We start from the raw sequence: 24,315 nt of genomic DNA on the forward strand, positions 1-24,315 counted from the left end.
AATGAATTTGCTTATCAAATCTGCAAAAATTACTGACCCCAACTCTCCGTTTAATCAACAAATTGCCGATATTTTAATTACAGATGGTATCATCACCCAAATAGCCGCATCTATTAATGCTGCTGATGTTGAGGTGTTTGACGCGCAAGGCAAATACGTTTCACCCGGCTTTTTCGACCTTAATTGCAACATAGGCGAGCTTGGTCTCGAAACAAAAGAAGATATTAAAACAGGCACACAGGCCGCCGCTGCCGGTGGCTTTACAGGCTTGGCCCTGATGCCTGCAACCCAGCCGCCGGTGCACTCAAAAACCGAGGTAGAATACCTGCTTAACCGCGCGAAAAATAACCTGGTTGATGTATTTCCTTTAGGTACCATATCGCACAAGCGTGAGGGGAAAGACCTTGCCGAAATGTACGATATGTACAGCAGCGGCGCAAAAGCCTTTACCGATGCCAACCGCCCGGTGCAGGATGCCGGTTTAATGGAACGCGCGTTATTGTACGCCAACGGTTTTGGCGCAACAGTGTTTTCATACCCTGAAGATACCGCCATTGCAGGCAAAGCCAAGGTAAACGAGGGTGAAGTAAGCACCTTACTGGGCATGAAGGGCATCCCGCCGCTGGCCGAGCAACTGATGATAGCCCGCGACCTTTACCTTGCCGAATACACCGATTCAAAACTTCACTTCAGTACCATATCAACAGGCCGTTCGGTGAGTTTGATCCGCGAAGCGAAGAGTAAGGGGCTTAACGTAACCTGCGATGTAGCCGCGCACCACTTGGTACTTACTGATGCCGCTTTAGCAGGCTTCGACAGCCAATACAAAGTAAAACCCCCGCTGCGCATTCAAAGTGATGTTGACGCGCTGATAGAAGGCCTTAACGATGGTACAATTGATGCCATTGTATCGCAGCATACCCCGCACGAAATTGAGTTTAAGGATGTGGAGTTCGAGATGGCCGAGTTCGGTATCATCGGGCTGCAAACAGTGCTTTCACTGGCTTTAAAGGCAGGTTTAAGTGTAGATACCATTGTGCAGAAACTGGCTGTTAATCCGCGTGGTATACTGGGTGTAGAGGTGCCTGCCATAGCCGAAGGGCAAGAGGCCAACCTGGTTGTGTTCGACAGCGAAGCGGAGTGGGTGTACACTAAGGAGAACAACCGATCAAAATCATATAATTCACCGTTCATAGGGCACAGTTTAAAAGGCCGTGTGCTGTTAACCATTAATAATAATCAAACTTTTAATTTACCATCAGCATGATAGATCCAAAAATTAAAGCAGCCCTTGACGCGGCGTTAGCGGCTTTCAGTAACAACAGTGATTTTAACGCTGTTGAGCTGACGGAAGGTTTTCACGAAGTTTTTTCATCAGATGAAGACTTTTTAACCAAGGTTGACCTGTTGGATGATGTGTTTAACGAGAACCCTGAAATAGAAGGTTTACGTGAGGTATTCTTCGATTTATTGATGATCAATTTCTTTAGCGCTGATGTAAAGAAACTGGAAGAAGACTACCTGGATACTCCGGAATGGGAAGCCATTGAAGAAGAAACCATAGACCGTGGTACCGAACTGTTGAACCTGCTGCTGTACCTTAACGAGTGCGACGACGAAGGCATCGAGCCCGAACTGGATGATTACCTGAAAGAGTTTTTATTAGTTGATGAAGATGAGTTTCAGGATGAGTACCGTATTTATGAGCCGATAATTGCCAACCAGATACTAATGGAAGGCAGCTACGCCGAAATTAACGAGGTAGCGCAAGCCTTACCCGAAGAATCAGAACTGAAGGAATTGTTTTACCCGGTGATGAGCTTCTTTTATAATACCGATCCATCTGAAGAGGATAAGCAAGAGGTGATAGCTAACGCTGTAGATACAGAGTTTGACAGTGCGGTATATGAGATATTAACTAACTTTAAATAAACTTAAATACTATCGCAATGGATATTGAAGAAAACAAAGCAGCCGCGGATAAGGCTTTACAGCAGTCGATAAGAAAAGCGGCTATACCAAGCGGCGTGCTATTGGGCGTAATTTTGCTGGTATTGGGCATATTTTCGTTTTACTTTGTAGTAAGTATCGCATCATCATTCTGGCTTATCGTATCGGGGCCGCTTTTATTCGGTATTCTTGTACCATTAGTTATCGCTGTGTTCTTCGTGCTCGATCTGCGCAAGAAAATAGGCGGTTTCTGGACATTGAAACAAGCCACATCCGGCATATTTATCCTGTTTATTGTGGGCAACATAGTAAGTACCATAGGCCGCGATTTGCTGTTTGCCAAAGTTATTGAGCCACAAATGGTTGAAAAGATGCAAAACACCATGGTAAATGCTACTACCAAGTTTATGGAGGACCAAAACGTTGAGCAGGCCGAAATTGATAAAAAGATAGCAGAGGTAGAAAAAGGTTTTGACGCTCAAAAAGATGCCGGTGTAGCCAAATACATTCAAGGTGTGGTTATTTCCATTATCATGACGTTTGTTTTGGCACTCATATTTGCAGCCATATTTAAACGCGAGCCACCTATCACCTTACAGTTTGACGAGGCTCCTGAGCCACAACGTTATTAATATTTAAAACACCACAAGTAGATAAAAGAAAAGCGGCGCTCCCTGATCAGGAAGCGCCGCTTTTACTTTGAATATGTTTTGTGCCTGTTCTTATTTAGGCACAATGTGTTTTAAAATATCATTACCGAAGGCAAATACCATCAGGGAGATCAGCAATACAAAACCTACCAATTGCGCGCGCTCCAAAAACTTATCGCTTAGTGGTTTGCCTTTTATCATCTCGATGATCAGGAACAGCGCGTGGCCGCCATCCAATGCAGGGATAGGCAACAGGTTCATCAGTGCCAGTACCATTGATAGCAAGCCTGTAAGTCCCCAGAAACGAACCCAATCCCATTCGGCACCAAACAATACCGCTATACCTATCGGGCTTGATACTGCCTTGCGCGGGTTAACATCGCCGGTAAACAGTTTGCCTAAACCTTTGGCGTTATCCTTAAACATGTTCATGGCCTTGTTGGCACCAACAGGTAACGAGGAGAAGAAGCTGTAACGGATAGTTTTTTCAACCGGCAAATCATAAGTACGCATAAAACCAAGCTGACCCAGGTTGTTCACCTGCGCGTTAAGGTTCAATACATCTTTATGGCGCTTTACGGTAAGCTGTACCTGTTTATTCTTGTTTTTGGTTAGTTCGCCCTGCAGTTGGTCAAAGAATACGGTAGGGGTGCTGTTTACAGCCAGTATGCTATCACCCTTTTGCAAGCCTGCTTTTTGCGCGTTGCTTTTTGGGGTAACCTGCTGCACGCTGAATTTGCTGCGCGGCATTACAAACTCGCTGATACCATAATCTGATATATCGTTCAGGATGCTTTTCGGGATAGGAATATCCAGCTTTTGATTGTCGCGCTCAACATTTAAAACGGTGCTGTTCAATAATACTTTGGCACTGATCACTTCATCAAAACGCTCAACGGGGGTGCCATTGATACCGTAGATTTTATCGCCGGCCTTGATGCCTATTTTAGTACCTATTTTACCCGGGGCAACACCATATTTAATAGCGCTGTTTGGGGTGTAGCTTTCGCCGTACTTAACGGTCATCATCCAAAAAATGAATATACCTACAACAATGTTTACGAAGATACCGCCAAGCATCACAATAAGGCGCTGCCAGGCCGGTTTCGAACGAAACTCCCAGGGCTGCGGCGGACCGGCCATTTGATCGGTATCCATTGATTCATCTATCATACCGGCTATTTTAACATAACCGCCCAATGGCAGCCAGCCAATACCGTATTCAACACCTTTGTAGTTGAATTTGAACAGACTAAAATTCCAGGCATCAAAAAACAGGTAGAACTTCTCTACCTTAATACCAAAAGCACGTGCGGCCAAAAAGTGACCCATCTCGTGCAAAATTACCAATATTGAAAGGGCGAGCAGCAACTGGCCACCCATTATTATTACATTCATTTAGTTGTTTGTATCAAATTGTAATACCGTATGCGGTATATTGTTTATAAAATTATGTGCAAATATGCGTGTTTCCCTGTCAGTATTCAAATAGTCGGTTAAGTTAGGGCGGGCTATAAAAAATACCTGCTGCATGCAGGCTTCAATAACATCGCTCATGGCTAAAAAGCCTATTTTTTTATGCAGAAAAGCAGCTACGGCTACCTCATTGGCAGCGTTAACAATGCAGGGCATGTTACCACCTTTGTGCAAAGCATCAAATACCAAAGCCAGGTTACGGAAGGTTTTGGTATCGGGCTGCTCAAAGCTTAAATTAGGGTAAGCCGTAAAATCAAATCGTTTAAAATTATTTTGTACACGGTTGGGGTAGGCAAGGGCATACTGTATAGGCAACTTCATATCGGGCAAACCCATTTGCGCTTTTATGGAGCCATCCTGAAACTGCACCAGCGAATGCACAATTGACTGCGGGTGAACGATCACCTCAATCTGATCGGCTGTTAAACCGAATAACCATTTTGCCTCTATAACTTCCAACCCTTTATTCATTAACGAAGCAGAGTCGATAGTTATTTTAGCGCCCATTACCCAGTTAGGGTGTTTCAGCGCGTCTTCGCGGGTTACATTAGCCAAAAACTCGGCGTTTCTGCCACGAAAAGGGCCCCCGGAGGCTGTAAGAATGATCTTTTCTATCGGGTTATTTTCTTCGCCTACCAGGCATTGAAAAATAGCCGAATGTTCAGAATCAACGGGTAATATTTTTACGTTGTGTTGTTGTGCAAGTTCGGTAATAATATCACCGGCAACCACTAATGTTTCTTTATTTGCTAACGCGATGGTTTTACCTGCTTTTATGGCGGCAATGGTAGGCTCCAAACCCGCGAAACCAACCATAGCGGTAAGCACAATATTGATCTCGGGGAGGGTAACCAGTTCGGTAATGGCCTGGTGACCGGCATGTACACGGATCTCGTAACCTGCAAGCGCCTCCTTAACTGCCGGATACTGGCTTTCATCGCAAATGGCCACGTGCTGCGGCCTGAAGGCGATGGCCTGCTCAATAAGCAGGGCGGCGTTGGCATTACCTGTAAGCAACACTACCTTAAACAGCGAAGGGTTTTCCTTCACCACCTCCAGTGTTTGGGTGCCTATACTGCCGGTAGAACCAAGTATGGCTATGTTTTTTATATCGTTGTGTGTGCTATTGTGCATATATGTTCGTTGGCCATGTTATTCACGCGCCACGACGTTAAATTATATAATCCTTTAATTCCTCGGCTATCTTCCTGTCGTTTGATAATCTTGGTACTTTATTTTGCCCGCCCAGTTTACCCTGCGAGCGCATGTAGTTAATAAAGGTATCTTTTTTTAAGGCTTTGACGATCAAAGGTTGCAAAATGTTACCCTCTATCAAGTCAAAATAATAAATATTTTTCTTTTGCAGTGCCTTATCAACCTTGAGTGCGAAGTCGCTAATATCTTTGGGTTGCTGGCCAAACTCTATAAACCATTCGTGGTAAGGTAATTGCCCGGCATCCGGGTTTACCTGTGGGGCAACGGTGAACTCCACAATATCCAGTCCTTCCTGATTGGCTACGCTTAATAAAGCCTGCTCTACTTCTTCGCCAATTACGTGTTCGCCAAAGGCGGATATGTAATGTTTAATGCGGCCGCTCACTACAATCCGGTACGGATCTTTAGATACAAACTTCACCGTATCGCCAATGCTATAACCCCAAAGGCCTGCATTTGTGTTCATTACGAGGGCATAGTTCTTATTCAGTTCCACATCCTCTAAACTGATACGGGTAGGGTTTTCGTTAAAGTATTCATCTGCCGGGATAAACTCGTAAAATATCCCCGAATCAACCAGCAGCAGCAATCCTTTTTCCTTTTGCGAATCCTGGAAAGCGATAAAACCTTCAGATGCAGGGTAGGTTTCTATGGTATCAATGGCGAAACCGATGCTATCCTGCATGCGGCTGCGGTAAGGCTCGTAATTAACGCCGCCATACACATATAACTTAAAGTTTGGGAAGATGTCCTTGATCTTTTTACCATCGAACTTGGCCGATAGCCTGTCGAAATACATTTGGCACCATGGCGGTATGCCGGAAATGAGGCGCATATCGGCATTGGCGGTTTCCTCTACAATGGCATCAACCTTTTGCTCCCAATCTTCAATGCAATTAACCTCGTAGCTTGGCAGCCTGTTGGTTTGCAGGTAACCGGGCACGTGGTGGGCTACAATACCCGATAACCTGCCGGTATCTATCCCATTCTTTTTGGCCAATATAGGGCTGCCCTGCAAAAATATCATCTTGCCATCTACAAAATCGGCATTACCGGTTTCGTGGATGTAGCTCAACAGCGCGTTGCGGGCGGCTTTGATGTGCTCGGGCATGCTTTCTTTTGATATCGGAATGTATTTAACGCCCGATGTAGTACCCGATGTTTTGGTAAGATAGGTTGGTTTACCCGGCCAAAGTACATTCTCTTCGCCCGCGGTAACACGTTCTATATAGCCGCGCAGTTCCTCATAATCACGTACCGGGACATGCTTTTTAAAATCGGCATAAGTTTTTATTTGGGCGAAGTTGTGGGCTTTGCCAAACTCGGTATGCTTAGCCTGCTCAATTAATTGCAGGAATGTTTTTTGCTGAAGCGGCACAGCGTTTTTGCGCAGCTTATTGAGCTGCACATTTACAAAAGCTGCAAACACTTTACTTAATGTGGCTTTTAAACCCATAGTTTAGTTGGTTTCGGCAATATCGTCATCCACATCTAAGTGGCTGTAAACCAGTTTGCGGTAAGTAACCATAATAATAACCTGTACTGCGGGGAAAGCAATGGCAAACCATGCATAATACCCTAATACAAATACGTAGTCATCCGCATCGGCACTGGGGTGTAAAAATGTGATGATGATATTGATTGGTATCAGTGTGATGATCATTATAACGAGTATACTTAACGCGATACCTAAAGTTTTAAAAAAGTTGTCTTTAGTAATCTCAAAGCTTTGCTTTAATGATTCGAGCGGCTTTGAATCGTCATCAATGATGAAGCAAACGCAAAATATCGACCTAAGCAGCATATACAATAACCCTAAAGTAGCTATTACTGTAAATACTTCAGAAAAGACAATGTTTTGGCGACTCAATACCAGGTTAATAAAAATTAAAAATGCAATGAGTATTCCGAATCCTATACAAATAACGATGAAATTGAATGCCATACGCAGGGAAGGCAAAATGTCTTTAAACTCAAATTCGTAATAGGCCCTGTCCATCAGCGTTAATATCAATTTATAAAAGCTTAATGTGAGGTAGGTTTGAACAATCATCTGCGCAAAGATCTGTGTTAGATTGTTCAGCAGTTCATCATCATCCGGAAATATAATAAACGTAACAATTTTAACCCCCTTATAGATCAGCAAGGTTATTACCGAATAAATTATAAGCGGTATAAAGTTTTTTCTGAGAATATCCCATGAAGTTTTAATGGTTTCTATTACAGAAAACGGATGGTACATTAGAAATTCTTAAAATTGTTTTAAAATCAGTCGTCTCCAAATATCCTGCATAAAGCCTAAACCATAAGCAGTGAGTTGAATGAAGGCAGTTATTATGCTCAAAAATGCAATTTTTGCTGATCTATTTTTAATCAATGAGTGAAAAAATATCAACATAATTAATATCAGCAGCATTACATTGCAAAACAGCGCGATAGGCCAGCCTGCAATATTGGCCAGCAAGGTAAAAATTAGTCCCAGCGTAAATACGCTCGGAAAAAAGTGTACCGCCTTTAACTCACTGGGAAAGAACTTGTAAATATTGATACGTGCCCTGCCAAAAAAGTGGATCTGTTTATAGAACTGTAAAAAATTAGTACGGCGTTTGTGGAAAACTTTGGCATCGGGTATCAGCCCTATCCTGAATCCTGCCGTATGCACACGGATGCTATATTCAATATCCTCGCCCGAACGGGTAATAATAAAGCCGCCTACCTTTTCCCATACCTTGCGCGATACGCCCATGTTAAAGCTACGCGGATGAAACTGCCCGATGCTTTTTTTATTGCCACGGATACCGCCGGTAGTAAAAGGCGAGGTCATGGAATAGCTGATGGCTTTTTGAATAGGGGTGAACGATGGGTGCGAAGCATCTGGGCCGCCGTACATATCCAGCGGATTGGCCTTCAACGAACGGTTAACGATCTCCAGGTAATCGGGCGGTATCAGGCAGTCCGAATCAAATATGATGAAGTAATCACCTTTGGCACGCTCAAAACCAAAGTTGCGGGTAAAACCCTGGCCCTCGTTGGGTTTTACAAAATAACGCAGGTCGAGCTGACCGTCAACGGTCTTCACAATATCGGCCGCGTCATTTACAGAACCATCTTCAATAACCAGCACCTCAAACTGCTTATAAGTTTGCAGTAGCAAGGTTTCCAGCAGTTCTTTTATCTCCTGCGGGCGGTTATACAAAGGGATTATGATGGAAAAAAACATAGTTATTTGATGTGCAAATATGCGTATGCGCTAATGTGCAGATGATTGATCTTGTTAATTATGAACAATGCGTTTTGTGCCGATGATGCAATTTGCACATCTGCATATTTGCACATCAACACATCCGGTTTAAACAACTTCTTCTATCTGGTAGCTATTACGTTCGGGTGAGTTGCGCGATACCAGCTCGGCAACAAATCCGGTTAAAAATAATTGCGAACCCAATATGATGGCTACCAGGGCGATATAAAACAATGTGTTTGATGTAATATCGCGATATGGCTCGTTGTGTGATATCGAATACAGTTTTTCAACTATCAGCCATATTGCTATAATAGAACCCGTTAAAAAACTAAGTACGCCCATACTGCCAAAAAAGTGCATAGGGCGCTTGCCGAACTTGCCTACAAAAAATATCGAAAGCAAATCCAAAAAACCATTCACAAAACGGCTCATGCCGAATTTGGTGGTGCCGTATTTTCGGGCGCGGTGCTCTACAATTTGTTCGCCAATTTTGGTGAAGCCTGCCCATTTGGCCAATACAGGTATATAGCGGTGCATTTCGCCGTATACCTCAATGTTTTTCACCACGGTTTTATTATAAGCTTTTAGGCCGCAGTTAAAATCGTGCAGGTTATTAATGCCCGACATTTTGCGGGTAGCCGAATTGAATAGCTTGGTAGGGATGGTTTTGCTCGGCGGATCGTACCGCTTGGCCTTCCAGCCCGATATAAGGTCGTAATTTTCTTCGGTAATGCGGCGGTAAAGCTCGGGGATCTCGTCGGGGCTGTCCTGCAAATCTGCATCCATGGTAATTACTACATCGCCCTGTGTGGCTTCAAAACCAACGTTCAGCGCGGCCGATTTACCGTAGTTGCGCCTGAATTTGATGCCCTTAATGTGCGGGTTGCCGGTTTTTAGCCTGCATATCATCTCCCACGATCCATCCTTGCTGCCATCATCAACCAATAAAATTTCGTACGAAAACTTATTGTCGTCCATTACCTTGCTTATCCATGAGGTTAGCTCGGGCAATGATTCTACTTCGTTGTAAAGAGGTACTACTACTGATATATCCATTTATAGGGATGTACTGTGCGATGCTGTTATTATTTCGCCACAATTGGCAAAAATATAAAAAACAAATAATGCTTTGGCAAACCTTAATATAAATCTGCATCTACTAAACTTAAACAGACGCTAAATATTTTTATCTTGGCGTAAATTATTAACGAAATGAAACTCATCCGACCTCTTTTATCACTTTTATTTTGTGCCGGGGCCATCAGCAGCTATGCCCAAAAGGCCGAAAAGCCTAAAAACGAATCAAAATACGATCAGCACAAAGTGTTTAACCCGCTTTTTTATCCCGGCAGGGGTAACGAGGTGCGCACAGCCGGTGGTTCGCCGGGGGCCAAATACTGGCAAAACCGTGCCGACTACAAACTAAACGTTACCCTTGATACGGCAAAACACCGCATCACAGGTTCAACGGTAATTACCTACACTAATAACAGCCCCGATCCGCTGCCCTTTGTTTGGTTACAGGTAGATCAGAACATTTACCGCGAAGATTCGCGCGCTATTGCCGTTACGCCGGTAACAGGCGGTCGTTTCACCACTAAGGCTTATACCAAAGGCGCCGAAATTAGTTCGGTAACGCTTATTAAAAACGGCAAGCCGGTAAAAGCCAACTACCTGGTGAACGATACCCGTATGCAAATTAAACTGCCCGATACCCTGAAAGCAGGTGGCGGTAAATTGCAGATACAAATTAACTACGCTTTTGACGTGCCCGAATACGGTACCGACAGGTTAGGCCGCTTAAAAACCAAGAACGGCTGGATCTATGAAATTGCCCAGTGGTACCCACGCATGGAAGTATATGATGATCTTTCCGGCTGGAACACCATTCCTTACATGGGCGCATCCGAGTTTTACCTGGAGTATGGTAATTTCGATTATACCATTACCGCGCCTGCCGACCTGTTGATTGCAGGTTCGGGCGAATTGCTAAACCCTAATGAAGTACTTACGCCAACCGCTATTGCACGTTTGGCTACCGCTAAAGCGAGTGAGAAAACGGTATTTATTAAAGATACTGTTGATGTAAAAAGCGGAACGGCTTATCTGAAAAAGCCATCGTTAACCTGGCACTTCTTCTGTAAAAACTCGCGCGATGTGGCCTGGGCTGCTTCAAAAGCATTTATATGGGATGCCGCGCGCATTAACCTGCCAAGCGGTAAAAAAGCGCTGGCGCAATCAGTTTACCCGGTTGAAAGTAAAGGCAATATCAAATGGGGCCGCTCAACCGAGTATGTAAAAGCTACTATTGAGCAATGTTCAAAAAACTGGTTTGAGTATTCATACCCTGTAGCTACCAACGTAGCCGGTATTGTTGGCGGTATGGAGTATCCGGGTATCGTATTTTGCGGTTATACCAGCAGCGGCGGCGGTTTATGGAACGTAACCAACCACGAGTTCGGTCATAACTGGTTCCCGATGATCGTTGGATCAAACGAGCGCAAATTTGCCTGGATGGATGAAGGCTTTAATACCTTTATCAATGATGTGGATACCCGCATTTTCAACAAAGGCGAATATTATGAAAAGGAAGATGTAAACGCGACCGCGAGCTACATGTTTGGCGATGGGGTAGAGCCTATTATGAACACGCCGGACGTAATACAACCTAATAATCTTGGTATTGATGCTTATCAAAAACCTGCGTTGGGTCTGACTATCCTGCGCGAGCAGATCTTAGGCCATGAGCGTTTTGATTATGCTTTCCGTACTTACATCAAAAGATGGGCATTTAAACATCCGTCACCTTACGACTTTTTCCATTCAATGGATAACGCGGCCGGTGAAGACCTGAGCTGGTTTTGGAATGAGTGGTTCTTTACCTCGTTCAAGCTTGACCAGGGTGTGAAAGATATTAAGTATATTGATAATGATGCAGCTAAAGGCTCGCTGATCACCATTGAGAACCTCGAAGAAATGGCCCTGCCGGTAACCATTGCTATTAAACAAGAGAATGGCAAAACAGATACCGTTAAATTGCCTGTAGAAATATGGCAGCGCGGCGGTACCTGGACATTCGCGCACAAATCAACCTCAAAAATTGTTTACGCCATTATTGACCCCGACCATAACCTGCCGGACATTAACCCGGATAACAACTCGTTCAGCGGGGTAGCCGTTCCGCAAGGTACTACAGCCGAAAGCATTATTAAAAAATACCTGGATGCTATTGGCGGTGCCGATAAAATAAAAGACCTGAAAGATTTAACCATCACGTCTACAGGTAGCATACAAGGCACAGAGGTGAATAAGGTAGCTAAGTACAAAGCGCCGAATTCGGTATTTCAGGATGTTACCTTGCCACAGGCAGGCGGCAGGCAGGTGTTTCATTTGGTATCTGTAGGTGATAGTATCACCATTACGCAGTTCGGCCAAAAATCGCCAATGGATAAAACAACCAGTGCCAATGTACGTACTAAAAATAAACAGTATCCTGAACTTGATTATAGCAAAGCGGGTTACAAGCTGGAGCTATCACCAAATGCCAAGGTAGTGAACAAACAACCGGCATACCTCATTACTGTAACTACGCCTGAAGGTGTACCTGTGAAAAACTACTACGATATACAAACCGGCTTAAAAGTTAGGCAATTGCTTGATGTACCTAACGCGGCGCCAATAGAGTGGGATAATTATACCGATGTAAAAGGTATAAAAGTACCTTATACCGAAAAAACAAGTGTGGCCGGTTACCCGATAGAATTTAAAGTAAAAACAGCGGATATTAATACCAATATCACTGCCGATACTTTTAAATAATATTTTTAATTACTTTTGTAATACCCGTGTGCGCTAACTGCATGCGGGTATTTTTTTGATTGAATTATGCCTAAACTATTAACTGCTTTTCTTTTTGCGATGTTCTTCGCAAATTCAATACATGCCCAGGAGGATACCAGTAAGGTTGCCTATACCGTAAACGTTGGATTTAGTGCCGGCAATAATGTTGCTGATGAGCCCAGTAATACTATTATATTAATGAATGGTGATGATAATCCGGTTAATACTATAGAAGAAGCCGTGTTTGTCCGTACAATATCGCACCAAGCCGGCGACTCATTTTACAACGTTACAGACGTATTTACCGATGGGCGTTTGCGTGCCAAAAATAAGGCACTAAATAATAATTGGCGAAATCTTTCCTACATAGGCGATTATGTGGAATATTACCCAAGTGGTAAAACCCATATTGTAAAAAATTACCAGAATGGGGTGATTTGGGGAACCACTACAGAATACTTTGAAGATGGAGCGATAAAGCTGCTTGCAAATTATAAGAATGGTATGCTGGTTGACGATGTAAAGGCATTTTATCCTACCGGAAAACTTCATACTATTAAACGGTTAGACGACAATAAGTGGCTTGTAATGGAAGAATGCAGGGATTCAACAGGTAATATATTAGCAAAAAAAGGTAAAGGGCGTTGGATTGAATATGATAACGATTATAAAAAAATAATTAAACAAGGCGAAATTAGAAACGGACGACGTAATGGAACGTGGACCATACAAATTGTTGATTCTTTGAAAACCGTTGTGAATTATAGTGATGGAATGTTAGGTTCAGGTGTGAGTTATCATGATAATGGAAAAAAATTTCCTTTTAAATATGAGAATGAACATGTACAATCAAAATCTGTGCTTTCAATCATCAAAAAAGTAGTAAGTAAGTATGTTTACCTGGCAGAGCGTGATAGCGAAATCGCTAAAATTATTGGAAACATAAGTATAAACATCACGGTAGGCGATAACGGTTTAGTAAGCGATGTTGAAATTAAAAGTGTATTGCCAGAACAGGTTAATACAGATATATCCAATTCGATAAAGGCAATAGCTGATTGGGAGCCTGCAAAATATGTGGGTTACCCGATAGAGGGTAAGCTCGAAATGTTGTTAAATTATTATAAGTTGAGAAATTAAGTATTTTAAACACTATCGTTAATTTAACGTTTGCTTCTTTATTATTAAATTGATCCATAAAAAAAGAGCAGCTTTTGTACAAGGCTGCTCTTTTATGATAATCTGCTTTTTTTAAACCAACTCCAATACTTTGCTTGTGCGTGCGCGTGTGGCATCTGCCAGTTGCTCGTCCTTAACCATCGACAGGCCGTACGACGGTATCATTTGCTTCAGTTTAGCCTGCCATGCCGCTGATGTCGCTTTGCCTTTAAAGCAGCGCTCTATCAGTTGTATCATGATAGGTACTGATGTTGATGCGCCCGGCGATGCCCCCAGTAGGGCTGATATGCTGCCATCGGCAGAGGTTACCACCTCGGTGCCAAACTCCAGCTTGCCACCCAGTTTGTCGTCTTTTTTAATGATCTGTACACGCTGACCGGCATGTTCAAGTACCCACTCGCCTTGTTTGGCGTTAGGGAAATACTCTTGCAGGGCCTTCAACCTGTCGGCAGGCGATTGCAGCACCTGGCTGATGAGGTATTTGGTCAGCTTCATTTCGTGCATCCCTACTGATAGTAGCGGTTTTATGTTATTGAACTTGATAGATTTGAAAAGATCAAGCAGCGAACCCTTTTTAAGAAAACGGGTAGAGAAACCCGCATACGGGCCAAACAGCAATTCTTTTTTGTTATTTACGGTACGGGTATCTAAATGCGGTACCGACATTGGCGGCGAACCCACCGATGCCTTACCATATACCTTGGCATTATGCTGCGCTATAACGGCCTCATTGGTACAAACCAGCCATTGCCCGCTCACCGGGAAACCGCCAAAGCCTTTACTCTCCGGTATGCCCGATTTTTGCAGTAACGGTAAAGCGCCGCCGCCTGCACCCACAAATATAAATTTAGTGTTCAGCTTGCGCGATGCACCTCCGGTTTTATCGGTTACTTTAACCTGCCAGCTGCCATCGGTAGCTCGCTTTATATCATCAACCTCATGGTTGAGGCTTAGGCTAACGCCCGGTAATTGTTTCAGTTTATCAAAAAGGGCACGGGTAAGGGAGCCAAAGTTTACATCGGTGCCAATATCCATATAAGTTGCCGATACCTTTTCGTTAGCCGCGCGGCCTTCCATTACCAAAGGGATCCACTGTTTTAACTGCGCGGCATCTTCCGAGTACAGCATATCTTTAAAAAAGTGGTGTTTGGTTAAGGCCTGCTGGCGTTTTTTAAGGTATTCAACATTTTCGGCACCCCAAACAAAGCTCATGTGCGGAACTTTGGTAATAAATGCCTTTGGCGATGTAATGTATCCGCTTTCAATCAGGTACGACCAAAATTCCTTGCTTATTTCAAATTGCTCGGCAATATTGATAGCTTTTTTTATTTCGATGCTACCATCAGGTAATTGGGGGGTGTAGTTGAGCTCGCAAAACGCGGAGTGACCGGTGCCCGCGTTGTTCATAGCATCCGAACTTTCGGCAGCAATAACATCCAGTCGTTCAAAAATCTCTATTGTAAGATCGGGCTGAAGCTCTTTTAACATTACGCCCAAAGTAGCGCTCATTATTCCGGCGCCTATTAAAACCACATCTACCGTACTGTTTGAAACTGTGCTGTTATTCATTATAAATATAAAAGCCTTATGTAAAAGGACTGCTCAAAATAAACTGATTTATGATAGAACGGTTTGAGGGCAGATGTAATAAATGCTAACCCCGGGTATTGAGGCAACCGAAAATTTAAATCAGGCAATTTTAAGAAAATTTTATAAAAGATGTTTCCTGATTTTGTAAAAATATACCATGTATTTATCTCCTTTTACTATGCAGGCAATGGATTGTTTTGAATAAAAAAGTTGTGCATAGCACTTTTTGTTAATAAGAAGCATTGACTTTACATTAATATAATATATAAGTCAGTGCATTATTTGTTGTTATCATTCTTTTTGATAAATTATTTTGATTAGTCGGCAATATTTTAACTATTAATGATGTTTTGGTAATTAGAATAATGGCTTTTGTGTATTTGTGAAGGTTGATTGTCAGAATTTCAAAAAAAATATAATTTATTTAACATTTTGTTATGAATTTTATAAAAATAATTTAAATTCGCCTCTATAATTAGTTGCAGAAATGCAAAAGCTATATTAAACCCCAACAACAATAAATAAAAACGACAAAAAACAATGGCAAAACTTGAGTACATCTGGCTTGACGGCTACAAACCAACACAAAGCCTTCGTAGCAAAACAAAAATTGAAAAAGATTTTAGTGGTAAATTAGAAGATCTGCCACTTTGGAGCTTTGATGGTTCATCAACCGAGCAGGCACCGGGTGGTTCATCTGATTGTGTATTGAAACCTGTTTACGTAGTACCTGATCCGCAAAGAAAAGACGGTTATTTAGTAATGTGCGAAGTATTGGATTCAACCGGTGCTGCACACGAATCAAACGGCCGTGCTTTGATCCAGGATGATGATAACGATTTCTGGTTTGGTTTTGAGCAAGAGTACTTCCTTTGGGATCCTGCAACCAACAAACCACTTGGTTTCCCGGCTGGTGGTTACCCGGCTCCGCAAGGCCCTTACTACTGTTCAGTAGGCGCAAACAATGCTTACGGTCGTGAAATTGTTGAAGAGCACTTAGATGTATGTTTAGAAGCAGGCTTAAACGTTGAAGGTATCAACGCTGAGGTTGCTGCCGGTCAGTGGGAATTCCAAATTTTCGCTAAAGGCGCTAAAGAAGCTGGTGACCAAATCTGGATCGCTCGTTACCTGTTAGAGCGTATCGGCGAAAAATTTGGTGTATCAATCAACTGGCATTGCAAACCGCTTGGTCAATTAGACTGGAACGGTTCTGGTATGCACGCTAACTTCTCAAATACTACTTTACGTACTGCTAACAGCAAAGCTACTTTCGAAGCTATCTGTGAGTCTTTCCGTCCGGCTGTTGCTGAGTGTATCGCTGTTTATGGTGCTGATAACGATCAACGCTTAACCGGTAAACACGAAACTGCTTCTATCACCGACTTTAGCTATGGTGTATCTGACCGTGGTGCTTCTATCCGTATTCCACTTTACACTGTAGATCACGACTGGAGTGGTTACCTGGAAGATCGTCGTCCTAACTCTGCTGCTGATCCATACAAAGTAGCTGCAGTGATCATCAAAACTGTAAAATCAGCGAAATTATAATATTCGCTTTTACAATACTTAAAAGTCCTCTTCTCTTAATTGAGAAGGGGATTTTTTGTTTTTGGGACTGACATAAACTAAAAAAAAACGCGTCATTGCTGGCACGAAGCAATCCCCAACTTACCGAGCGGCTCTGCAAGTCGGGGATTGCTTCACTACGTTCGCAATGATGACAATGCTGGCATATTAGCCCAATTCACTATCTTTAAATGCACCAATTGCCAACAAAATGAGCACCGATGAACAATTAAACGCTTTTTTACAAGGAAAATCGGAATATACGCTAATGTTGTTTGATCATTTTATTACAGCATACAAAAACTTAAGTGATATCGGCATTTATCCAACAAAAAGCATGATCGGTATTACAGCGCCTGACGGACGACGAATTGCCTGGGTAACACAGTTAGGCAAAAGCTTTATTCATGTGGTGTTCCCGTTTAAGCAACCGTATAATGATAACACCTGCTTTCAGAAAATTGCACAGGTACCGGGCGATGATCAGTATAATCACCATTTCAGGATGTTGCAGGTTGATGATATTAATGATGAAGTGATCGGTTTTATGAAGCTGGCCTTGCAGCAGGAGTGACTCACCCCGACATCGCTTCACTGGTCGTCCCTCTCTTCACAAGTGAAAAGAGGGTTAGGCTTATGTTGAATTGTATCTTCAAAACTTACAAATCCCTCTTTACGAAGTAGAGAGGGAAGTCGAGGCGAAGCCAAAGACAGGGTGAGTCCCTAAAATTTATGCTTCAAATAATCTCCACGCTCAATAAATACCTTACCTTCCAGTGGCCAATTGTATAGGTATACCCAGGACGGGTAGCTGCCGTCAGTTGTATCTACCTCCAATATTTCCCGGGTATATAAATTGGGTTGTATCTCGTTTTCGCCTACGCCTTCGTATTCATCTAAAATTTTCAATACTTTATCGGCATTATGCAGTTTATAAATGCTGCCGTGTACATAATGTTCTCCGGATTGATCAATGATGGCTCCCGGGTATTCTCCGATATCAAATAATTTACCTTTGAAACTGCCGTGGCTAAAAAATGTGCAGTTATTTTTAAGATATCTTCCAAATTCGTTATCGCTTAACAGCAAAGTTCCGTATACAAACAAAAATGGAGTGGCTATCGGCATCAGCATGATTTGAAGCCACAATTTATTACTATTGCATCGCGTTTACAATTATCTTGCTTAAATTAAACCGGGCATATACCTTTACACTATATGAATACAGACCAGATCCTTACTTATATTAAGGAAAATAACATCCAAAAAATAAAATTCGCTTTCGCTGATATTGATGGCGTTTTACGCGGAAAAATGATCCACCCTAAGAAGTTTACCGAAGGTTTGCAGGATGGTTACGGTTTTTGCGATGTTGTTTTTGGCTGGGATGTAAACGATGCCGCTTATGATAATGTAAAACTGACCGGCTGGCACAGCGGTTACCCCGATAAAGATTGCCGTATTGATCTGTCAACACTGCGCAACATACCGTGGCAGGATAATATCCCGTTCTTTCTGGCCGATTTTAGCAAGCCCGATGGCAATGATCTGCCTGCTTGTCCGCGGAGTTTGCTGAAACATATTGTTAAGCAATGTAGCGAGATGGGCTTCCACGCCGAGTTCGCGCAGGAATTTGAATGGTTCAATTTTAAAGAAACACCGCAAAGTCTGCAAGATAAAAACTTTACCAATCTTGAGCCGCTAACGCCGGGCATGTTTGGTTATTCTATATTACGTACCTCGCAGCAGAGCGCGTTTTATAATGATTTGTTCGATCTGCTTACGCAATTCAATATCCCGATAGAAGGTTTGCATACCGAAACCGGTCCGGGAGTATATGAAGCCGCCATAATTCACGATGAAACTTTGGCTGCCGCCGATAAAGCCGTTTTGTTTAAAACCGCGGTTAAAGAAATTGCCAGCAAACACGGCATCACCGCCACCTTTATGGCTAAATGGAACGCTGATCTTCCCGGATGCAGCGGCCACATTCACCAAAGCTTATGGGATAAAGAGAAAAAGAATAACCTCTTTTATAATCCTGAAGATGAGCATAATATGAGCGATTTGCTGAAGCATTACCTGGCAGGTCAGCTATATTGTTTTCCGCATTTATTGCCAATGTACGCCCCAACCATCAATAGCTACAAACGACTGGTTGAAGGTGCCTGGGCACCCACCACTATTACCTGGGGTATTGATAACCGTACCACGGCTATCCGTATCCTTAACGCAAACGAAAAATATACCCGCCTCGAAACCCGCATCCCGGGATCGGATACTAACCCATACCTTGCCATAGCGGCCTCGCTGGCATCGGGTTTATATGGTATCAAAAATAAGCTTCCGTTAAATATACCTGCAACCGAGGGCAATGGTTACCAGGATACCCGCAACGGCAAACTGCACAGCAACCTCTTTGATGCATCCATCGCCATGAAAACTTCGCCTGTAGCCCAGGAACTCTTCGGTGCCGGCTTTGTAGACCACTTTACCAACACCCGCCTATGGGAATATCGCCAATTTGCCAAAAGCGTAAGCGATTGGGAGTTGAAGAGGTATTTTGAGGTGATATAAGTTGTTTTACCGCTGAGGTAGCGGAGGTTTACGCGGAGGACGGGGAGTTTTATATGAGAGTGATTTTTGAGGAATGGAGTTTGCATGGTGTTTTTTTACCGCTGAGGTAGCAGAGGTTTTCGCGGAGGGCGGGGAGTTTTATATGAGGGCAATTTTTCGAGAATGGAGTTTTGGGAGGTACATTTAAATGGAAGTTATATTACGTGAATGAAATTATGGGAGATAGTGAATTAACAAGTAATATTATAGGTATTGCAATTGAGGTACATAAAGCGTTAGGTCCCGGATTGTTGGAGAGTGCATATAAAGAATGTTTGTTTTATAAATTGGTTAAAGCCGGCTTCTATGTTGAAAAGGAAAAACCTATGCCACTGATATATGAAGAGGTTAAGCTTGATGTAGGTTACAGAATAGATCTGTTAGTTGAAAATAAAATAGTGATAGAAACTAAAAGTGTTGAGGCTATTAGTGATGTGCACATGGCACAGGTGTTAACTTACATGAAATTGGGTGGATACAACTTGGGCTACCTGATGAATTTTAATGTCACCCTTTTAAGAGATGGAATAAAACGTGTAGTAAATAATTATAAAGAAAGCCCAAAACCTCAATAAACTCCATAAAACTCTAATTATTCAAACTCCCCGTCTTCTGCGTAAACCTCCGCTACCTCAGCGGTAAAAAAATATCACTCAAACTCAAGACCTCAAAAAACTCTAATTATTCAAACTCCCCGTCCTCCGCGTAAAACTCCGTTATCTCAGCGGTTTTAAAAATGTGCTTATCCCTCCACCTATCAAACTAAATAAAATGCTTTCCTTTGCAATCTATTATAAATTCTAAATGGACTATTCAATTATTATTAAGAAGGCCTGGGAGGGATATGACGCTTCGAAAACCATTCGTACTATAGAAGATATCAGCGCGAGGGTTTCAACCAATCATGTTTACCGTATCACCTTTGATGACGACGATATCATCATCGCCAAGCTATCGTACTTTGGTAAGTACGAGCATTTTAAAGAAGACCACCGCCTTATTCACTCCTTATCAAACAACCTGCTTTATCCGTTCGAGAACCTGCTTGCCAAATCGCTGTTAAAAAACAACAGGGTATATATTTACCGTTACAAGCAGGGCAAAACCGACGCCTGGGTGGTGTTCTACAACCCAACCCGCATACTCGACAGGTTGCCGCGCCAGCTGGAAGAAAAACATATCCGCAAGCTGGGTCAGCAGGTCGGTAAGTTTCATAAAGCCTGTTCAAGGGTAAAGAACGTACTGCCCAAATCATCTAAAACATTACGTACCGATATCAATATATTGCTCGATCAGCTGGCGACCAACGAGAAGCAGTTTGGCTCGCGCATGCAGGCCGATTACCTGAAATACCAGTGTGAAATGTTCCTGAAAAACAGGTCGAAATATAACCTGAACTCGTTCGAGATCATCCCCGTATTTATCGACTGGAACATCGGCAATTTTTCGGTAACGCCCGATCTGGAACTGTATTCGCGCTGGGATTATGATTGGTTCCGGATGAGTTACCGGATATTGGATTTTTACTTTTTCAGCCGCGTGGTATCATCCATTGGCGACCGCACCGTGTTTAGCTACGTAATTGATACCATGATGGAAGACAGGTTTATCCTCTTCCTGAAAGAGTACCATAAAGTGAACCCGCTAAAAGCGGATGAGATAAGGTTTTTGAAAGAAAGCTACCGCTTTTTTATATTGAACTATGTAATAAAAGATGGTAAACACTTCTTCCATGAGCAATATGCCAAAAAGCTGCAAGCCGAAGCCTTTGATATTTACCTGCCATCTGTTGACAGGGATTTTGATGCCGAAAAGATAATAAGCGCCCTAAAACTAAAATAATAAATGAAGCGGATAGATAATTTTAAATCCATAATAGATCGTTACGAGATAGTTTTTTTTGATGCCTTTGGTGTACTTAAAACCTACAAAGGTTTGTTGCCGGGTATTGAAAAAACGTTTGAATACCTGGAACAGCAGGGCAAAGAGTACTACATAGTAACTAATGATGCCTCGCGCAGTCCGCTGCAATTGGCGCAGTCGTATCATAAATATGGTTTAAACATTATCGATCCGGAACGTATTGTGTCTTCGGGGATGCTTACCAAAGAGTACCTCGACCTTAAAGTTAACGGCGGTATTGTTGCCTACCTGGGTACGCCCGAGTCGGCACATTATATTGACGCGGAGGGCAGGCAAACCCTGCCTGTAAGCGAGGTGAACAGCACCAATATTGATAAAGTGAACGCGCTGGTGTTTATGGATGATGAGGGCTTCGACTGGTTTGAAGATATCAATAAAACCGTTAACCTGCTGCGTAAACGCACCATTCCGGCTATTGTGGCCAATACCGATTATGCTTACCCGCTGTCAAAAAATGACATATCAATAGCCGTTGGCAGTATTGCCAACATGGTGGAGAGTATAGTGGGTAAAGAGTTTATCCGCTTTGGTAAACCCGATTCGCAGATGTTCATGTTCGCGTACGATCTGATTCGCGAACGCAGGCCGATCAACAAAAAGAATATAGTAATGGTGGGGGATACCCTGTTTACCGATATTATAGGCGGCAACAAATTCGGGTTAGATACCGTGCTGGTATTATCGGGCAATACGCTGCCGGGCGATGCTGAATCGAGCATACATGCTACAGGCATAGTACCTACCTACATTTGCGAAAACGCTGTAGTTGAGACGGATGGCTTCGGATTTTAGCAAATCCGTTTTAGCAATTTACATGCAGGCCGCGGCGGTAGCAAAAAATTAGGCGACTATATATAAATTAAATGTATGATTTACATTTGTTTTTGCCCGAATAATATATATTTGCACTACCCGATTTAGCCTGATATGAAAAAAACTACCGTTTTCCTCTTTCTTGTATTGCTATCTTCTTTTGGTTTTGCACAAAATGCACCCTCAAATACGTTCACTAATCCCTTGTTACCCGCAGGGCCTGATCCGTGGAATATTTACAAGGATGGCTATTACTATTACACCAACTCTACAGGTGGTAACCTGGTTATCTGGAAAACAAAAGACCTGACCGACCTTAAATCGGCAGAGAAAAAAGTAATATGGGTACCGCCAACCGGTAAAGAATATTCTAAAGAACTTTGGGCTCCCGAGTTGCACTTCATCCGGGGGAAATGGTATATGTATTTTGCTGCCGATGATGGCGATAACAATCATCACCGCATGTACGTGGTCGAAAATCCATCTCCCGACCCAATGAAAGGCGAATGGACGTTTAAAGGCAAAGTGGCCGACGATACCAATAAATGGGCCATTGATGGTTCTGTTTTTGAAAACAAAGGGAAACTCTATATGATATGGTCGGGCTGGGAAGGCGATAAAAACGGTATGCAAAACATTTACATAGCCGAAATGAGCAACCCATGGACAATCAGCAGCAAACGTGTTAAACTATCATCGCCAACGTACAAATGGGAAACTAACAGCGGTATAGGCGTTTTGGTGAACGAAGGCCCCGAGATACTGGCACACGGCGATAAGCTTTACCTGATCTACTCGGCCAGCGGCTGCTGGACAGATTTTTATGCCCTGGGTATGCTTACCGCGTCAAGCAAAAGTAACCTGTTGGACGTAGCCTCATGGAGAAAATCGGCAGAACCGGTGTTTCAGCAATCACCAAAAAATGGCGTTTATGCGCCGGGGCACAACTCCTTCTTTAAATCGCCGGATGGTAAGGAAGACTGGATCTTATACCATGCCAACGCTAATGCCGGTGATGGCTGCGGTAACAAAAGATCGCCAAGGGCGCAAAAGTTCACCTGGAATAAAGATGGCAGCCCAAATTTTGGAACGCCTGTAAAGTTGGGTACAGCACTGGCGCTTCCATCGGGTACTAAAAAGAGTAAATAACACATCAAATTTATATGAACCTATTAAAAAAACTAACCATCGCGGGTGCCTTACTGGTATCAACAACGTCGCTTTGGGCGCAAAAAGTAGAAGATGTAGCACCGGGTAAAAGGTGGTCTATAGAAAAAGCCAACACCTGGTATGCGCAACACAAATGGATCAATGGTGCCAACTTTATACCAAGCAGTGCCATTAACCAGTTAGAAATGTGGCAGGCCGATACTTTTGATCCTACCACTATTGATCGTGAACTGGGCTGGGCCGAAGGGATTGGCTTTAACACCATGCGCGTGTTCTTGCACAGCATCGCCTGGAAAGAAGATCCGCAGGGATTTAAAAAACGTGTGGGCGATTACCTTACCATTGCCGATAAGCACCACATACAAACCATTTTTGTATTTTTTGATGATTGCTGGAACGCTACGCCTAAAGCGGGTAAACAACCGGAGCCAAAAACCGGAACGCATAATTCTGGCTGGGTACAGGATCCTGCCAATATCGAAACCAAACCCGCAGACTACCCTGCATTGCAAAAATACGTAACCGATGTGCTTAACACGTTTAAAAACGACAAACGCATCCTGTTATGGGATTTGTACAACGAGCCAGGTAACTCTAATAAAGGCAATAAATCTTTCGATCTGCTGAAACAGGTATTTACCTGGGCACGCGCGGTTAACCCGTCACAACCTATCAGCGCCGGTCTATGGACATGGGATGCATCAGACCTGAACGCTTTACAGGCCATCAATTCGGATGTGATCACTTACCACGATTACGAAGCACCAGACTGGCACAAACGCGTGGTAAAAATGCTGAAATCGCACGGTCGCCCGCTGATTTGTACCGAATATATGGCCCGTACCCGTAACAGTACCTTTGCCAATACTGCGCCTTTGCTTAAAGAGGAAAATGTTGGCGCTATTAACTGGGGACTTGTTGCCGGTAAAACCAATACCATGTACGCCTGGGATACCCCAATGCCTGACGGAGCCGAACCTAAAGTTTGGTTTCATGATGTGTTCAGGAAAAACGGCGAGGTATTTAGCCAGGAAGAAGTTGACCTGATAAAGAAACTAAACAACAAATAATAAACCTGATTTA

At 43.0% G+C, this 24,315-nt stretch carries 21 protein-coding genes; 13 read left to right on the forward strand and 8 right to left on the reverse strand.

The window, feature by feature from the left end; all coding sequences use genetic code 11:
* Position 1: 1 nt before the first annotated feature.
* Genes AC07NA_RS06540 through AC07NA_RS06550 form a run of 3 tightly spaced genes read left to right on the forward strand, consistent with a single transcriptional unit; the run spans position 2 to position 2,582 of the window.
* A complete protein-coding gene (locus AC07NA_RS06540) occupies positions 2–1,267 on the forward strand; it encodes a dihydroorotase (protein ID WP_494896689.1) in 1,266 nt (421 codons plus the stop codon).
* Positions 1,264–1,932, forward strand: coding sequence for a hypothetical protein (locus AC07NA_RS06545; RefSeq protein ID WP_494896691.1), 669 nt, complete (start codon positions 1,264–1,266; stop codon positions 1,930–1,932). The genes AC07NA_RS06540 and AC07NA_RS06545 overlap by 4 nt, the downstream gene beginning before the upstream one ends.
* Before the next feature lie 17 nt (positions 1,933–1,949).
* Complete coding sequence (locus AC07NA_RS06550) at positions 1,950–2,582, forward strand: DUF4199 domain-containing protein (RefSeq protein WP_345210055.1); 633 nt, start codon at positions 1,950–1,952, stop codon at positions 2,580–2,582.
* 90 nt (positions 2,583–2,672) lie between these two features.
* On the opposite strand, the gene rseP is transcribed toward AC07NA_RS06550, so the two are convergent.
* The 6 genes from rseP to AC07NA_RS06580 form a co-directional block, all read right to left on the reverse strand.
* Complete coding sequence (gene rseP, locus AC07NA_RS06555) at positions 2,673–3,998, reverse strand: RIP metalloprotease RseP (protein ID WP_494896693.1); 1,326 nt, start codon at positions 3,996–3,998, stop codon at positions 2,673–2,675.
* The gene (locus tag AC07NA_RS06560) at positions 3,999–5,210 is read right to left on the reverse strand and encodes a 1-deoxy-D-xylulose-5-phosphate reductoisomerase (RefSeq protein WP_494896695.1); all 1,212 of its coding nucleotides are present in this window, start codon (positions 5,208–5,210) and stop codon (positions 3,999–4,001) included. It lies immediately after the preceding gene.
* 37 nt (positions 5,211–5,247) lie between these two features.
* Positions 5,248–6,747 carry a GH3 auxin-responsive promoter family protein gene (locus AC07NA_RS06565; RefSeq protein ID WP_494896697.1) on the reverse strand — a complete coding sequence of 500 codons (1,500 nt, stop codon included), beginning with the start codon at positions 6,745–6,747 and terminating at the stop codon, positions 5,248–5,250.
* Positions 6,748–6,750: 3 nt separating this feature from the next.
* Positions 6,751–7,533 (reverse strand): hypothetical protein, encoded by a 783-nt coding sequence (locus AC07NA_RS06570; RefSeq protein ID WP_345210051.1) that lies wholly within the window; start codon positions 7,531–7,533, stop codon positions 6,751–6,753.
* Between the two features lie 9 nt (positions 7,534–7,542).
* On the reverse strand, positions 7,543–8,511 hold the full coding sequence (locus AC07NA_RS06575; protein ID WP_494896699.1) for a glycosyltransferase family 2 protein: 969 nt from the start codon (positions 8,509–8,511) through the stop codon (positions 7,543–7,545).
* Positions 8,512–8,640: 129 nt separating this feature from the next.
* Entirely contained in the window at positions 8,641–9,591 is a 951-nt protein-coding gene (locus AC07NA_RS06580) for a glycosyltransferase family 2 protein (protein ID WP_494896701.1), read from the reverse strand.
* Positions 9,592–9,747: 156 nt separating this feature from the next.
* Here AC07NA_RS06580 and AC07NA_RS06585 point away from each other — a divergent pair, with 156 nt between their 5' ends.
* Together AC07NA_RS06585 and AC07NA_RS06590 are read left to right on the forward strand one after the other, a co-directional pair.
* Positions 9,748–12,354, forward strand: coding sequence for a M1 family metallopeptidase (locus AC07NA_RS06585; protein ID WP_494896703.1), 2,607 nt, complete (start codon positions 9,748–9,750; stop codon positions 12,352–12,354).
* Between the two features lie 66 nt (positions 12,355–12,420).
* Positions 12,421–13,515, forward strand: a complete 1,095-nt coding sequence (locus tag AC07NA_RS06590) for a toxin-antitoxin system YwqK family antitoxin (RefSeq protein WP_494896704.1) — start codon at positions 12,421–12,423, stop codon at positions 13,513–13,515.
* A 111-nt stretch (positions 13,516–13,626) separates the two neighbouring features.
* Here AC07NA_RS06590 and AC07NA_RS06595 read toward each other — a convergent pair whose 3' ends face one another.
* The gene (locus AC07NA_RS06595) at positions 13,627–15,123 is read right to left on the reverse strand and encodes a malate:quinone oxidoreductase (RefSeq protein ID WP_494896705.1); all 1,497 of its coding nucleotides are present in this window, start codon (positions 15,121–15,123) and stop codon (positions 13,627–13,629) included.
* Between the two features lie 561 nt (positions 15,124–15,684).
* On the opposite strand from AC07NA_RS06595, the gene AC07NA_RS06600 reads away from it, so the two are divergent.
* On the forward strand, positions 15,685–16,692 hold the full coding sequence (locus tag AC07NA_RS06600; RefSeq protein ID WP_345210046.1) for a glutamine synthetase beta-grasp domain-containing protein: 1,008 nt from the start codon (positions 15,685–15,687) through the stop codon (positions 16,690–16,692).
* A gap of 229 nt (positions 16,693–16,921) precedes the next feature.
* The gene (locus AC07NA_RS06605; protein ID WP_494896706.1) at positions 16,922–17,284 is read left to right on the forward strand and encodes a DUF5655 domain-containing protein; all 363 of its coding nucleotides are present in this window, start codon (positions 16,922–16,924) and stop codon (positions 17,282–17,284) included.
* A gap of 149 nt (positions 17,285–17,433) precedes the next feature.
* Here the strand turns inward: AC07NA_RS06605 and AC07NA_RS06610 are convergent, their stop codons facing one another.
* On the reverse strand, positions 17,434–17,838 hold the full coding sequence (locus AC07NA_RS06610) for a gamma-glutamylcyclotransferase family protein (protein WP_494896708.1): 405 nt from the start codon (positions 17,836–17,838) through the stop codon (positions 17,434–17,436).
* Between the two features lie 90 nt (positions 17,839–17,928).
* Here AC07NA_RS06610 and AC07NA_RS06615 point away from each other — a divergent pair, with 90 nt between their 5' ends.
* From AC07NA_RS06615 to AC07NA_RS06640, 6 genes are all read left to right on the forward strand, one after another.
* Complete coding sequence (locus AC07NA_RS06615) at positions 17,929–19,287, forward strand: glutamine synthetase family protein (RefSeq protein WP_494896710.1); 1,359 nt, start codon at positions 17,929–17,931, stop codon at positions 19,285–19,287.
* Positions 19,288–19,502: 215 nt separating this feature from the next.
* Positions 19,503–19,901, forward strand: a complete 399-nt coding sequence (locus tag AC07NA_RS06620) for a GxxExxY protein (RefSeq protein ID WP_494896712.1) — start codon at positions 19,503–19,505, stop codon at positions 19,899–19,901.
* A 229-nt stretch (positions 19,902–20,130) separates the two neighbouring features.
* A complete protein-coding gene (locus AC07NA_RS06625; protein WP_345210039.1) occupies positions 20,131–21,168 on the forward strand; it encodes a hypothetical protein in 1,038 nt (345 codons plus the stop codon).
* Positions 21,169–21,171: 3 nt separating this feature from the next.
* On the forward strand, positions 21,172–22,041 hold the full coding sequence (locus AC07NA_RS06630) for an HAD-IIA family hydrolase (protein WP_345210038.1): 870 nt from the start codon (positions 21,172–21,174) through the stop codon (positions 22,039–22,041).
* 135 nt (positions 22,042–22,176) lie between these two features.
* A complete protein-coding gene (locus AC07NA_RS06635) occupies positions 22,177–23,211 on the forward strand; it encodes a glycoside hydrolase family 43 protein (protein WP_494896714.1) in 1,035 nt (344 codons plus the stop codon).
* Between the two features lie 14 nt (positions 23,212–23,225).
* A complete protein-coding gene (locus AC07NA_RS06640; RefSeq protein ID WP_345210036.1) occupies positions 23,226–24,302 on the forward strand; it encodes a glycoside hydrolase family 2 TIM barrel-domain containing protein in 1,077 nt (358 codons plus the stop codon).
* Positions 24,303–24,315: the final 13 nt, after the last annotated feature.

The sequence above is a fragment of the Mucilaginibacter sp. GW821-FHT07G05 genome (genome assembly GCF_059418565.1).